This window comes from Sphingopyxis sp. KK2, assembly GCF_001990265.1.
GTDB lineage: Bacteria > Pseudomonadota > Alphaproteobacteria > Sphingomonadales > Sphingomonadaceae > Sphingopyxis.
The window spans coordinates 18,181-30,964 of the sequence record NZ_LYVN01000038.1 but is presented as its reverse complement, the minus strand read 5'-3'; the positions used below and the strand labels follow the sequence as shown (position 1 = coordinate 30,964).

At 69.3% G+C, this 12,784-nt stretch carries 14 protein-coding genes; 4 read left to right on the top strand and 10 right to left on the bottom strand.

Features of this window, described 5'->3' with window-relative positions; genetic code table 11:
* On the bottom strand, positions 1-844 hold an 844-nt coding region (locus B1A78_RS08730), incomplete at its 3' end, for a DMT family transporter (RefSeq protein WP_077146579.1).
* A 127-nt stretch (positions 845-971) separates the two neighbouring features.
* Here B1A78_RS08730 and B1A78_RS08725 point away from each other — a divergent pair.
* A complete protein-coding gene (locus B1A78_RS08725) occupies positions 972-2,057 on the top strand; it encodes an alkene reductase (RefSeq protein ID WP_077146578.1) in 1,086 nt (361 codons plus the stop codon).
* A 102-nt stretch (positions 2,058-2,159) separates the two neighbouring features.
* Here B1A78_RS08725 and B1A78_RS08720 read toward each other — a convergent pair whose 3' ends face one another.
* From B1A78_RS08720 to B1A78_RS08705, 4 genes are all read right to left on the bottom strand, one after another.
* Positions 2,160-2,759 carry a hypothetical protein gene (locus B1A78_RS08720; protein ID WP_144037747.1) on the bottom strand — a complete coding sequence of 200 codons (600 nt, stop codon included), beginning with the start codon at positions 2,757-2,759 and terminating at the stop codon, positions 2,160-2,162.
* Between the two features lie 52 nt (positions 2,760-2,811).
* On the bottom strand, positions 2,812-3,237 hold the full coding sequence (gene ribH / locus B1A78_RS08715) for a 6,7-dimethyl-8-ribityllumazine synthase (protein WP_077146576.1): 426 nt from the start codon (positions 3,235-3,237) through the stop codon (positions 2,812-2,814).
* Entirely contained in the window at positions 3,237-4,514 is a 1,278-nt protein-coding gene (gene ribB, locus B1A78_RS08710) for a 3,4-dihydroxy-2-butanone-4-phosphate synthase (RefSeq protein ID WP_077146575.1), read from the bottom strand. Before ribB ends, ribH begins: the two co-directional genes overlap by 1 nt.
* A 68-nt stretch (positions 4,515-4,582) precedes the next feature.
* Complete coding sequence (locus B1A78_RS08705) at positions 4,583-5,203, bottom strand: ankyrin repeat domain-containing protein (protein WP_077146574.1); 621 nt, start codon at positions 5,201-5,203, stop codon at positions 4,583-4,585.
* 95 nt (positions 5,204-5,298) lie between these two features.
* Between B1A78_RS08705 and B1A78_RS08700 the strand changes: the two genes are divergently transcribed.
* From B1A78_RS08700 to B1A78_RS08690, 3 genes are read left to right on the top strand one after another with little or no spacing between them, the layout of a single operon-like run.
* Positions 5,299-5,973 carry an SCO family protein gene (locus B1A78_RS08700; protein WP_077146573.1) on the top strand — a complete coding sequence of 225 codons (675 nt, stop codon included), beginning with the start codon at positions 5,299-5,301 and terminating at the stop codon, positions 5,971-5,973.
* The gene (locus tag B1A78_RS08695) at positions 5,961-6,407 is read left to right on the top strand and encodes a YcgN family cysteine cluster protein (RefSeq protein ID WP_077146572.1); all 447 of its coding nucleotides are present in this window, start codon (positions 5,961-5,963) and stop codon (positions 6,405-6,407) included. Before B1A78_RS08700 ends, B1A78_RS08695 begins: the two co-directional genes overlap by 13 nt.
* Positions 6,400-7,128 carry a M48 family metallopeptidase gene (locus B1A78_RS08690; RefSeq protein WP_083733983.1) on the top strand — a complete coding sequence of 243 codons (729 nt, stop codon included), beginning with the start codon at positions 6,400-6,402 and terminating at the stop codon, positions 7,126-7,128. Before B1A78_RS08695 ends, B1A78_RS08690 begins: the two co-directional genes overlap by 8 nt.
* Before the next feature lie 9 nt (positions 7,129-7,137).
* On the opposite strand, the gene B1A78_RS08685 is transcribed toward B1A78_RS08690, so the two are convergent.
* The 5 genes from B1A78_RS08685 to B1A78_RS08665 all read right to left on the bottom strand — a co-directional run bounded on the left by B1A78_RS08685 (position 7,138) and on the right by B1A78_RS08665 (position 12,750).
* Positions 7,138-9,318: a transglycosylase domain-containing protein gene (locus B1A78_RS08685; RefSeq protein WP_077146571.1), complete on the bottom strand. Its 2,181-nt coding sequence runs from the start codon at positions 9,316-9,318 to the stop codon at positions 7,138-7,140.
* 56 nt (positions 9,319-9,374) lie between these two features.
* On the bottom strand, positions 9,375-9,782 hold the full coding sequence (msrB, locus tag B1A78_RS08680; protein ID WP_077146570.1) for a peptide-methionine (R)-S-oxide reductase MsrB: 408 nt from the start codon (positions 9,780-9,782) through the stop codon (positions 9,375-9,377).
* Positions 9,783-9,878: 96 nt separating this feature from the next.
* Positions 9,879-10,973, bottom strand: coding sequence for an NAD(P)/FAD-dependent oxidoreductase (locus B1A78_RS08675; RefSeq protein ID WP_077146569.1), 1,095 nt, complete (start codon positions 10,971-10,973; stop codon positions 9,879-9,881).
* A complete protein-coding gene (locus B1A78_RS08670; RefSeq protein ID WP_077146568.1) occupies positions 10,970-11,683 on the bottom strand; it encodes a methyltransferase domain-containing protein in 714 nt (237 codons plus the stop codon). Before B1A78_RS08670 ends, B1A78_RS08675 begins: the two co-directional genes overlap by 4 nt.
* Positions 11,680-12,750 (bottom strand): type III polyketide synthase, encoded by a 1,071-nt coding sequence (locus tag B1A78_RS08665; RefSeq protein ID WP_077146567.1) that lies wholly within the window; start codon positions 12,748-12,750, stop codon positions 11,680-11,682. Before B1A78_RS08665 ends, B1A78_RS08670 begins: the two co-directional genes overlap by 4 nt.
* Between the last annotated feature and the right edge of the window lie 34 nt (positions 12,751-12,784).

Genomic DNA, 12,784 nt, shown 5'->3' with positions numbered 1-12,784 from the left:
GCGCCGCGCCGACCATGAGGCCGCCGAGCAGGTCGACGGGGCCGAGGAGTTCGCCGAACATCAGCCAGCCGGCCAGTGCGGCGATCGCCGGCTGGACGAGCAGCGTCAGCCCGATCACCAGCGGGGTGAAGCGCGGCAGCGACCAGATCATCAGCCCCTGACCGACGATCTGGCTGGTCAGCGCGAGCAGCAGCAGCGGGGTCCAGTTGTGCGGGACGATGACCTCGTTCAGCGCGAAGGCGGTCGTCAGCAGGATCGGCGGGCAGACGATCGACGCGATGGCGAGCGCCGACCACGACCCGATCGTGCCGCGCACGCGCTGCATCAGGATGACATAGCCGGTGTAGAGCACGCCCGCGAGCAGGCTGAGCAGGTCGCCGACCAGATAGTCGGGCGACAGTTCGTAACTTTGCCCCATCAAGAGCGCCGATCCGGCGAAAGCGAGGCCGATCGCCAGCGCCTGCCACCCGCGCGGCAGCGTGCGGGTCAGAAAGATGCCCCAGATGACGAGCAACAGGCTGGCGCAATTGCCGAACAGGGTCGCATTGGCGACCTTGGTCTGCAGGATGCCGATGTGCCAGGCGGCAAGGTCGAAGGCGAAGAAGATGCCTGCGGCACCGGCGATGAGGATCGCCGAGCGCGGCGGCAGGCGCCCGCCGGTCTCGCGCCAGGCGAAGAAGAGCAGCACCGGCGCCGCGAGCGTCATCCGCCAGAAGGCCGAAGCGGTCGGCCCGGTGTCGGCAAGGCGCACGAGCATCGCGCCGATCGACAGCGCGATATTGCCCGCGAGCAGCGCAGCAAAGGCCCAGCGTCCCGTCTGTATCGCCTGGCTGCCGTCGCTCACTTCTTGTCCTGCCGTTAGATTTTCTTTTGCTACCCATGCTTGCGCCGGGCGGCCGCTGTCCATAGCTTCACGGCCCATAGCGACGGCCCCGGGGGGCGTCGCTCAAAAAGATGTTCAGGAGACCCAAATGTCCGCATCGCTTCTCGACCCGATCAAATTGGGCGCCATCGACGCGCCGAACCGCATCATCATGGCGCCGCTCACCCGCGGCCGCGCCGGCCCCGGCTTCGTGCCGAACGAGCTCGCGCGCGACTATTATCGCCAGCGCGCCTCGGCGGGGCTGATCATCTCCGAAGCGACGGGCATTTCGCAGGAAGGCCTCGGCTGGCCGGCGGCGCCGGGTCTGTGGACCGATGCGCAGGTCGAAGGGTGGAAGCCCGTCACCGAGGCGGTCCACGATGCCGGCGGGCGCATTGTCGCGCAGCTGTGGCACATGGGCCGCCTTGTCCATTCGGTGTTCAACGACGGCAAGCTGCCGGTGTCGGCCTCGGCGACGCAGGGCGAGGGCCGCGCCCACACGCCGGTCGGCCGCCGCGACCTTGAGGTCGCGCGCCCGCTCGAACTCCATGAAATCCCGCGCCTGATCGCCGATTATGCCAAGGCCGCCGAAAATGCGAAAAAGGCGGGCTTCGACGGCGTCCAGCTCCACGGCGCGAATGGCTATCTGATCGACCAGTTCCTGCGCGACAATTCGAACCTGCGCGACGATGATTATGGCGGCCCGGTCGCGAACCGCATCCGCCTGCTGCGCGAAGTCACCGAGGCGCTGATCGGCGTGTGGGGCGCCGACCGCGTATCGGTCCGCCTGTCGCCCAACGGCAATTCGCAGGGCGTCGACGACAGCAACCCCGAACCGCTGTTCACCGCCGCCGCCTCGGCGCTCGACGCGCTCGGCATCGGTTTCCTCGAATTGCGGGAACCCGGCCCCGACGGCACTTTCGGGAAGACCGATGTGCCCAAGCAGTCGCCCGCGATCCGCGCGGCGTTCAAGGGGCCGCTGATCCTCAACAGCGACTACACCGTCGCGCTCGCCGAGGAAGCGCTCGCCAGCGGCGTCGCCGACGCGGTCGCCTTCGGCCGCCCGTTCATCGGCAACCCCGACCTCGTCGAACGCATCCGCGCGGGTGCCGAATGGTCGGCCGACAATCCGCAGACCTGGTACTCGCCGGGCCCCGAGGGCTACACCGACTATCCGGCGCTCCAGCCGGCGTAATATCGTCATTGCGAGCGAAGCGAAGCAATCCAGGGCGGTTTAGGCCGGCTCTGGATTGCCGCGTCGCCTTCGGCTCCTCGCAATGACGATCCGATTTTCCGGCTAATTCCGCTCGGCGACCGCCTTGTCGACGATTCCGGCGCCGATCGGTCCCAATATGTTGCCGCCGAAGCGGAACAGCAGGAAGGCGCCGACGAACAGGATGATCGGCTCGATGAACATCACGACGATCGCCGCGATCAGCGCCACGAAGAACAAGGTCACGAAGCCGCCGCTCAGGGTCTGCTGACCCTTGGGGCCCAGCTCGATCGTGCGCGGCCCCTTGCTGTCCCACCATTTGCCGGTGACGATCGTCTTGCGCCCGCGCGCAAGCGGCGCCGGGCGTTCGGGGATGCGCGCGGGAGCGGGGTCGGGTCGGGTCGCCGGGCGCTCTGCCTTGGCCTCGGTCCACGGCCGGTTCGCGATCGGCCGGTTCTGCATCTCGGCGACCTTGGCGGCCATCCGCGTCCTGGCGGGATCGGTCGGCGCAGGCCGGGCCGGTTTGGGCTGGGCTTGCGTGGCCCTTGCCGCCGGCGACGGCGGCGGTGACGGAGCAGGCGCCGGGCGCGCGGGCCGGTTGGGTTCGACCCCCATCGCGCGGTCGTGCACATCCATGCGCTCGGCGGCGGTCGGCGGGGTCTGGCCGGTCGTCGTATCGATCACCACCAGCCGCCCGCCGCGTTCGACGACGGAATATCGGCTGGGGGGTGGGCGATCAACCAATGCCGAATTGTTCCTTCAGGGCCAGCATGGCGATCGCGGCCTTCGCCGCTTCGCCGCCCTTATCCTTGCGCGTCTTGTCGGCGCGCGCAAGCGCCTGTTCTTCATTTTCGACCGTGAGGATGCCGTTGCCGATCGCGAGCCCGTCGAGCGTCAGCGCCATGATGCCGCGCGCGCTTTCGTTCGAGACGACCTCGAAATGATAGGTTTCGCCGCGGATCACCACGCCGAGCGCGACATAGGCGTCATAACGCCCGCTGTCGGCGGCCATCGAGATCGCTGCGGGCACTTCGAGCGCGCCGGGGACGGTCACCGTCTCATGGCTATGCCCTTCGGCCTCGAGCGCGCTGCGCACGCCGTCGAGCAGCATATCGTTGAGATGGCTGTAGAAACGGGCTTCGACGATCAGAACATGTGCCATTATGCGGCCTCCCCGGGGATCGAACGTTCGCCGACGACCGACAGGCCATAGCCTTCGAGCCCGACGAGATTGTTATGCGACGGCGTCAGCAATTCCATTGCGTGAACGCCAAGGTCGGCGAGGATCTGCGCGCCGATGCCATAGGTGCGCAGGTCCATTCCCCCCGACGGCGGCGGGGTCGCGTCGGCCTCGGCCGATCCGGGCAGCGGACGCATCAGCATCACGATGACGCCGGCACCGGCCTCGCCGATCGCATCCATCGAGCGTTGCAGCCGGCGCTTCTTCGCGCCGGGGCGCCCCATCAGGTCGTCGAGCAGCGACACCGCGTGCATGCGCACCAAAGTCACGCCCGCAGGGTCGATCGCGCCCTTCTGCAGCACCATGTTGATGCTGCCGTCGATCTTGTTGCGATAGGATTTCAGGCGCCAGTCGCCGCCATAGTCCGATTCGAAGGGTTCGTCGGACACGCATTCGACCAGCCGGTCGTTGCGGTGGCGGTACGCGATCAGGTCGGCGATCGTGCCGATTTTCAGCCCGTGGCGCCGCGCGAAGGGGACGAGGTCGTCGAGCCGCGCCATCGATCCGTCGTCGTTCATGATCTCGCAGATCACCCCCGACGGGTTGAGGCCGGCGAGCCGCGCGATGTCGACCGACGCCTCGGTATGGCCGGCGCGCACGAGCACGCCGCCGTCGCGCGCGATCAGCGGAAAGACATGGCCGGGGGTGACGATGTCGTCGCGGCCCTTGGCGCCGTCGATCGCGACCGACACGGTGCGCGCGCGGTCGGCGGCCGAAATGCCCGTGGTCACGCCCTCGCGCGCCTCGATCGAGGTGGTGAAGGCGGTTTCGTGGCGGGTGCCGTTGGCGCGGCTCATCAACTCGAGGCCGAGCAGGTCGACGCGCGCCTTGGTCAGCGTCAGGCAGATCAGCCCGCGGCCGTGGGTCGCCATGAAATTGACCGCATCGGGGGTCGCCATCTGCGCCGGGATGACCAGGTCGCCCTCATTCTCGCGGTCTTCGTCGTCGACGAGGATGAACATGCGCCCGTTGCGCGCTTCGGCGATGATTTCCTCCGGCGTTGCCATCGGCGACAGGTCGCTGCCGTGCGCCAGCCAGTTCTCCAGCTTGCGCAGCGTGTCGGCGGTGGGGTTCCAGCCCGGCGAATCGAGGTCGCGCAGGCTGTTGGCGTGAAGACCGGCGGCGCGTGCGAGTCCCGACCGGGACATGGCGCCGTCATCGACGATGGCGCGGATGCGCTCGATGAGTTGCGTGGACATGCTGTGCAATATTCACATCAGAGTGTGAATGTCAATCAAGATATCACATTGGCGCCGTCGGGCGGCGATTATTTCGGCCCGAATACCGCGCTGTTGTCGCGGAGCGGCCCGTCGGCCTTGGCGTCGAGCAACGCGATCAGCTGCCCGCTGCGATCGTCGCGCTTGGCATAGTCGCGCGCCGACATGCCCGCGACATGATCGGCCTTGTCGGGGTTGGCGCCACCCCGCACCAGCAGCCGCACCATCGCGCTGTTCTTGGCCTGCACCGCCAGGATCAGCGCGGTTTCGCCGCGCCGGTTGGTCTGGTCGATCGGGGCCTTCCGCTTCAGCAGTTCATCGCCGGCGTCGGTGAAATTGAGCAGCGCGGCGTGCATCAACGGGGTCATGCCCTGCCGGTCGCCGATCGACGGGTCGGCGCCCTTGTCGAGCATGAAGCGCACCCACACGGCGTCGCGGCGTTTGGTGACGATGATCAGCGCGGTTTCGCCATTGTCGGGATGGCGCGTGTTGATCAGCGTGTCGTCGTCCTTCAGCGCCTCGGTCGCCTTGGTCCCGTCGCGGCTGTCGACCGCCTGCAAAAAGGCGTAGCCGCCGCGGAACTGCGCCGCTGCGGGCGGTGCGACGGCGAGCGCGACCAGCGCTGCGGCGAGCGAGAGGGAGGCGAAACGAAAAGCGGCGCGACGAACCATGACGGGATGACCTCGGGTACAGGGTGCCGCATCCGTTTCCCGGCGGACGACGACAAAGGTTGATTTTCGGCGCTTAGCCCAGCAAGGCTGGCCCGATGATGAACATCGCAAATACCGGACAAAAGCTTGCCCGCGCAAGCCTCCTCCTTCTCGCCGCCGCGGGGCTCGCCAGCTGCGACGCGCCGGCCGGCAATCCCGCCGGTCTTGACGGCCAACCCGCCGCAGCGAATGCCGAACCGCCGCTCAAGGGCGCGCGCATCGGCGGACCCTTCACCCTCGTCGACCAGGACGGCAAGACGGTGCGCGACACCGACTTCGCCGGCAAATATCGTCTTGTCTATTTTGGCTACAGCTTCTGCCCAGACATCTGCCCGGTGGACCTCCAGAAACTGATGCTCGGTCTGTCGCAGTTCGAAAAGGCCGATGCGGCGCGCGGCGCCAAGGTCGTGCCGATGTTCATCAGCATCGATCCCGAACGCGACACCCCGGCGGCGCTCAAGCCCTTCGTCGCCCGCTATCACCCGCGCCTGCTCGGGCTGACCGGCACCCCCGAACAGGTCGCCGCCGTCGCCAAGGCCTATGTCGTTCCGTACAGCAAGGTCGAGGGATCGGCGCCCGACCGCTATCTGATGTCGCATGCCCAGCTGGCCTTCCTGATGGACCCGGCCGGCAAGCCGATCGCACTGCTCCCGCTCGACAACAGCTCCACCGACGACGACGAAGGCGCGCCCGACAAGGTCGCCGCCGAAATCGCGAAATGGGTGAAGTGACGACGCGGCCGAATTTCTGGGAAGCTCCGCTCGCCAGCCTCGACGCCGGCGAGTGGGAAGCCTTGTGCGACGGCTGCGGCAAATGCTGCCTGCACAAGATCGAGGACGAGGATAGTGGCCGCATCTATCCGACCAATGTCGCGTGCCGCCTGCTCGACCTATCGACCGCGCGCTGCGGCGACTACAAGCACCGCCGCCGCCATGTCCCCGACTGCCTGACGCTCACCAAAAAGAAGCTTGAGGGCATCGAATGGCTGCCGCAGACCTGCGCCTATCGCCTGCGCGCCGAGGACAGTCCGCTGCCCGAATGGCATTATCTTGTCTCGGGCGATCGCGACGCGGTCCACCGCGCGGGCCAGTCGATCGTCGGCTGGACGATCGGCGAACAGCTCGCCGGCCCGCTCGAAAATCATCTGGTCGAACGCGTTGTTTAGGTTCGCGACGCCGCGCGACGCCGAAGCGCCCCAGATTTTCGTCGGCGACGATGCCTGGCCGGTGCGCCTCGTCCATCACGCGCGCTCGCGCCGCTACCGGCTCGTCTTCGACGCCGCGCGCGCCGAGCTGCGGCTGACGCTGCCGCGCCGCGGCAGCGCGACCAAGGCGCTGCGCTGGGCGAGCGAGCAACAGGACTGGCTGGTCGAACAGGTCGGCAAGGCGGTGATCCCGGTCGATATCGGCCCCGGCGCGCGCGTGCCCTTGTTCGGGATCGACCGGCAGATCCATTGGGATGCGGCGATGCCGCGCGCGGTCCGGCTCGACGGCGAGATCATCCGGCTGGGCGGTCCCGCCGACGGCGTTGGCCGCCGCGTCGAACGCTGGCTGAAGGCGCAGGCGCTCGACCTGATGGCCGAGGAAAGCCGTGTGCTTGCGGCGCGCGCGGGGCTGGCGGTCGGCCGCATCGGGGTCGGCGATCCGCGCAGCCGCTGGGGCAGCTGCACCGCGGCCGGCGACCTGCGCTACAGCTGGCGGCTGGTGATGGCGCCCGACCATGTGCGCCGCGCGACCGTCGCGCACGAGGTCGCGCATCTTCGCCACATGGACCATGGCCGCGCTTTCCATGCGCTGGTCGACGAACTGCACGACGGCGACGTCGCCGCGGCGCGCGCCTGGCTGCGCCGTGAGGGCCGCGGCCTCCACCGCTACCGTTTCGGCTAGGGTCAGGCCCTAGTTATTCTGCCCCGTCGGCTCGCGCGGCGGGACGCGCGTCGTCGTGCTCTTGACCGCCGGCGGCAGCGCCTTGTTCGCGGGCGGCGCCTTGGGTGCCGGTTCGGGACGCCCGGTCTGTTCGTCGAGCCAGCGCTGGTCGAGCACCGGGGCGTCGTCGGGCGCCAGCTGACCCGGGTCGCCGTCGGGGTTCACCGGCGGGCGGCTGTCGTAAGGAAGTTCGATCGGCATGCCATTGTCGTCGACCAGCCCGCCTTCGCCCGGCTCGCCGAGATAGGCTTCGTCCTCGTCCTCGAGCTGCCAGTCGGGCAGCTTGACCTCGGTGTCGAACGCCTCCACCGGGCGCCGCGCCACTGCGATGCGCATGAAATCGGCAAAGGCCTTGGCCGGCGCGCGGCCGCCCTGCAATCCGCCGACCGCCTTGGCATCGTCGCGGCCCATCCACACGCCGGTGGTTAGCCCGCTCGAAAAGCCCAGGAACCAGCCATCCTTGTTGCTCGACGTCGTCCCCGTCTTGCCCGCGACCGGGCGGCCGATCTGCGCCGCGCGACCGGTGCCGGTGGCGACCGCCGTCTGCATCAGGTCGGTGATCCCCGCCGCGACCCAATTGTCGACCAGCACGGTGCCGCGCTCGGGCGCGCGCTGATAGAGCAGCCTGCCGTCTGCGGTCGTGACCTTGGTGATGCCATAGGGTTCGGCCGACACGCCCTTGCGCGATATCGCGGCAAAGGCGGCGGTCATGTCGATCACGCGCACGTCCGACGTGCCGAGCACCATCGACGGCTGGGTGTTGATCGGGGTCGAGATGCCGAAGCGGCGCGCCATATTGGCGACCGACGAGGTGCCGACCTCGTCGCCGAGCTTCGCCGCGACGGTGTTGACCGAATAGGCAAAGGCGCTGCGCAGGTCCATCGCGCCCGAGAAGCGGCCCGACGAGTTGCGGGGGCTCCAGCCGCGGATCGTCACCGGCTCGTCGACCACTTCGTCGTCGACCTTATAGCCCGATTCGAGCGCGGCCATATAGACGAACACCTTCCACGCCGACCCGGGCTGGCGCACCGCCTGCGTCGCGCGGTTGTAATTGGATGCGACATAGTCGGTGCCGCCGACCATCGCGCGCACCGCGCCGTCGCGGTCGATCGATACCAGCGCGCCCTGCGCGCCGCCGGGGACATTCGCCTGGATCGCCGCGGTCGCCGCGCGCTGCATATTGAGGTCGATCGTGGTGTAGACGTCGATCGCCTCGCTGCCCTCGTCGATCAGCATGTCGAGCTGCGGCAGCGCCCAGTCGCTGAAATAACGCGCGCTGTTCTGCCCGGTTTCCTGCGCCATCTGGACGTCGGCGGGCTTGGCGCCATCGGCCTGCGACTGGGTGATCACACCGGCGTCGACCATCACCTCGAGCACGACGCCCGCGCGGCCCAGCGCGGCCTGCGCGTCGGCGGTCGGCGAATAGCGCGACGGCGCCTTGACCAGCCCGGCGACCACCGCCGCCTCGGACAGCGACATCTGCGTCGCGCTATGCCCGAAGAAACGCCGCGACGCCGCGTCGATGCCGTAACTGCCGCCGCCGAAATAGACCTTGTTGAGATAGAGCTCGAGGATCTCGTCCTTCGAGAATTTCCATTCGAGCGCCATCGACAGCACCATCTCGCGCGCCTTGCGCGTCCAGGTGTAGCTGTTCGACAGGAAGATGTTGCGCGCGAGCTGCTGGGTGATCGTCGAGGCGCCCTGCAGGCGGCGGCCGCTGCCGCGATTCTGCACCGCGACGACTGCGGCGCGCGTCATGCCGACGGGATCGACCCCGGGATGATAGCGAAAGCGCCGGTCCTCGACCGCGACCATCGCGTCCTGCATCACCTGCGGCGTTTCGCTGAGCGTCAGCCAGCGGCCGTAATTGGGGCCGAGGGACAGGAAGACGGTGCCATCGGCGGCGTGGACGCGGATCGTCTGGCCCGCGGGCGACTTCTTGAGTTCCTCGAAGCTCGGGATGCGCTGCACCGCGATGCCGACCGCGACCGCGAGCGCGACCGTGCCGACGAGCGCGAGGCCGAGGCCCCAGCGCACCGCACGGCGCAGCCAGACGCGCCAACGCGGCGGCTCGCCCGTGGAAGGCGACCCGCCCGATTTGGCGCTACCTGACGATTTTCCTGACGAAGCCTGCTGTCTTTCGCGGCGCAAAGCCGATTCCCTTCCCTCGCTGCGCCCCTGTACGCGTCAGCAGCGAGGATCGGTCATCAACCCTCGCCGGTGGTTGCGTCATCCTGCCCGCGGTCCGCGAAGTCAAGCGCCGCGCTGTTGATGCAGTAACGCAGCCCCGTCGGTCCGGGTCCGTCGGGAAAGACATGGCCGAGGTGTCCTTCGCACTTGGCGCAGCGCACCTCGGTGCGGACCATGCCGTGGCTGGTGTCGGTCAGCTCGGTCACCGCGCCGCCGTCGGCCGGCGCGGTATAGCTCGGCCAGCCCGACCCGCTGTCATATTTGGTTCGGCTGTCGAACAGAGGCTCGCCGCACCCGGCGCAGCGATAGACGCCGTCGCCCTTATGGTCGGTATATTTGCCGGTAAAGGCGCGCTCGGTGCCGCCTTCGCGCAGGACATGATGCGCCATCGGGTCGAGCGGCCTAGTCGTTTTGGGATCGGTCATGGAGTGTCTCCTGGGAGGCGTGCGGGGCGATATTCGCAGCCACGCGGCCGTTGGTTACAATATCGGGCCGGCGCCCGCTTTGCGCAAGGGGGCCGGTCAGCCGCCGGGCAATCGCGTCGCGCGCGACATCCAGCGCACCAGCGGCGGCGCGAGCCCCGCGATCCGCACCATCGGCGCGGCGCCCGAGCGGCTTTCGCCCATCCGCCACGCTAGATTGGCGAGCGCGAAGGGCCGCGCCATGCGCGCCGCGAGCGCGCGCTGATAGGCGGGCGCCGCCTGGGCTTCGCCATGCCGCCACGCCGTTACAGCCGCCTCGGCGCTGGCGAGCGCGATCCCCATGCCTTCACCCGCCAGACTCGGGATCACCCCCGCCTGGTCGCCCAGCCGGAACAGCCCCGGCGTCGTGACGCCGCTGCGCCAGCCATAGGGGACATGCCCGATCGCATCGATCGCCGCGCCCCAATCGGCAAAGGCAAGCCGTTCGCCGAGCCGGGGATTCTCCTCGCCCAGCCGGCGCAGCAGCGCCTCGGGCGCGCCGTCGAGCCGCGACTTGTGGACCGCGAGGCACAGGTTCGCGCTGCCGTCCTCCTGCCGCACCAGCCCGGCATAGCCGCGATCAAACAGGTGCAGCTCGACCGCATCGCCGACCAGCCGGTCGAGCGCGGCAGCTTGGGGCATGCGCAGCCTTAATCCGATCACTGGGTCGGCCTGCTGCCACGCCGCCGGATCGCGCGGAAAGCCGCGAAAGCCGTGCTTGCCCGCCGCGAGAAAGATCGACGGCGCCGTGAGCGAAGCGCCGTCGCGCGTCTGCACCGTGCCGCCCGCCAGCACGGTGGCATGGACCCCGCGTTCGAGCCCGGCGCCCGCCGCCTCCGCCGCCGCCTGCAAGGCCGAATCGAGCCGCCGCCGTGACACCCCCATCGCCGCTGCGGGCAGCATCGTCTCGCTCGCCGCGCGCCCGGCGAACAGCCGCACCCGCCGCACGACCTGCCCGCCGAGCGTCTCGCCATCGATCCCCAGCGCCGCGAGCCGCGTCAGCGATTGCCAGCTCAAAAAGCCGCCGCACAGCGCGTCGCCGGTTTCGCGCGCGCGTTCGAGCAGCAGGATATTCGCCCCCTCGCGCGCCAGTCCGATCGCCGCCGCGGCACCCGCCGGCCCGGCGCCGATGACCAGCGCGTCGGTGTCGGTCACCGCACCCGCTCGACGCACAGCCGATAGGGAAAGCTGCGAAAGATGCGGCACTGTGCAGCGCTATCGGGCAGGGCCGCGTCGAGCATCGCGGCCCACTCGGCCCGCCGGAAGCTGCGTCCGACCGAAAGCTGCCCGTCGCGCCGCACGATCGGGTCGACCCACGCCAGCGCCGCGAGCAGCGGATAGCCCGCGAAGGGGAGCCGCTGGCGATGGAGGTCGTTGACCAGCCAGCCGCGCGCCGCCTCGCGATCCATGAAGCGCAGGAAATCGTGCCGCTGCGCGGGCGTCATATGATGGGTGACGAGGCTCGACAGGATGATGTCCCACCCCTCGCCCGCGAGGTCGCGATAATCGCCGGTGACGAAGCGCGCGGCGCCGCCGAGCCTTGCTTCGGCTACGGCCGCGCTCTTGGGGTTGAGGTCGACCCCGACAAGGTCGAGTGCGACCCCGCGCTTATCGCCCCAGCGCGCGATCCGCGCCAGCATGTCGCCGGCGCCGAAGCCGACGTCGAGGATGCGCCATGGTCTGGCGCCGATGCCGCGTGCCCGCGCGCGGTCGAGGAAGCCCAAAGTCGGGCGAGCCGCGAGCGTCAGCGCGTTGATCCGCGACAGGTCGGCGAGCACTCTGGCATAGCGCGCGGGCGGCAGTTCGACCGCATCCATCTCCTCCTCGGCCTCGATCGGCGCCGCGAGGCTGGCGAAGGGGTTCATGACGCGGTGAAGCGGATCGCCTCGGCGGCGAGCCCGGGGCCGAAGGCGATCGCGATCCCTTCGCCCGTCGCCTGCCTTTCCATCATGCGCGCGAGCACGAACAATATCGTCGCCGACGACATATTGCCCCACGCCGCGAGGACCGCGCGGCTGTCGGCGAGCGCATCGGCGGGGACGTGCAACGCCGCCTCGACCGCGTCGAGCACCGATCGCCCGCCCGCATGCACCGCGAGCAAGGGCGGCGGCGCATCGCCGCCGAACAATTGTGCCTGCACGGCCGGCTCGCCGAGTGCGGCGCGCAGCCGCCCCGGCACCTCGCCCGACAGCTGCATCGCGAAACCCCTGTCGCCGATGTCCCAGCGGATGAGGTCTTCGCTTTCCTCGAGCGCGAGACTGCGCCCCTCGCCCAGCGCCAGTCCGCGCGGCTCGGCCGAAACGACCCCCGCCGCGGCGCCGTCGCTGAACTGCAGCATCGCGAGCAGAGGCTCGGGCTGGTCGGCGAGGCTGAGGTGCAATGTCGACAGCTCGACGCTCGCCACCAGCACCACCGCATCCGGCTCCGACCGCACGATATGCCGCGCGTTGCGCAGCGCGGTGACCCCGGCGTAGCAGCCCATGAAACCGATCAGCACGCGCTCGACCGTCGGCGGCAGCCCCAGCCTCCGCGCGATGATCTGGTCGATCCCCGGCGCGACGAAGCCGGTGCAGCTTGCGACCACCAGATGTGTGACGCGTGCGGGGTCAAAGGCATCGCCGAGCCTGGCGATCGCTTGCAAGGCCAGCTCGGGCGCATGCGCGGCATAGGCCGCCATGCGGACCGACGTCGGCGGCAACCCCGGCACATCATAGAAACCGCCCGGTGCGACCGGCGACCCGCCGTCCTTGGTCGGCGGCAGCACCGACCAGCGATGCTCGATCCCCGATCGCGCCGCCATGCGCGCAAAGATCGCGCGGACACGCTCGTCGGTCAGCCGCGGCGTCGCCCAGTCGATGAACGCCTGGTGGATATCATGATCGGGCGTCGCGGTGGCGAGCGCATTGAGCCAGGCGGTGGGGGCGGCGGACATGGCGCTGTTTGGATCAAAAGCCTTGGACTGGCCA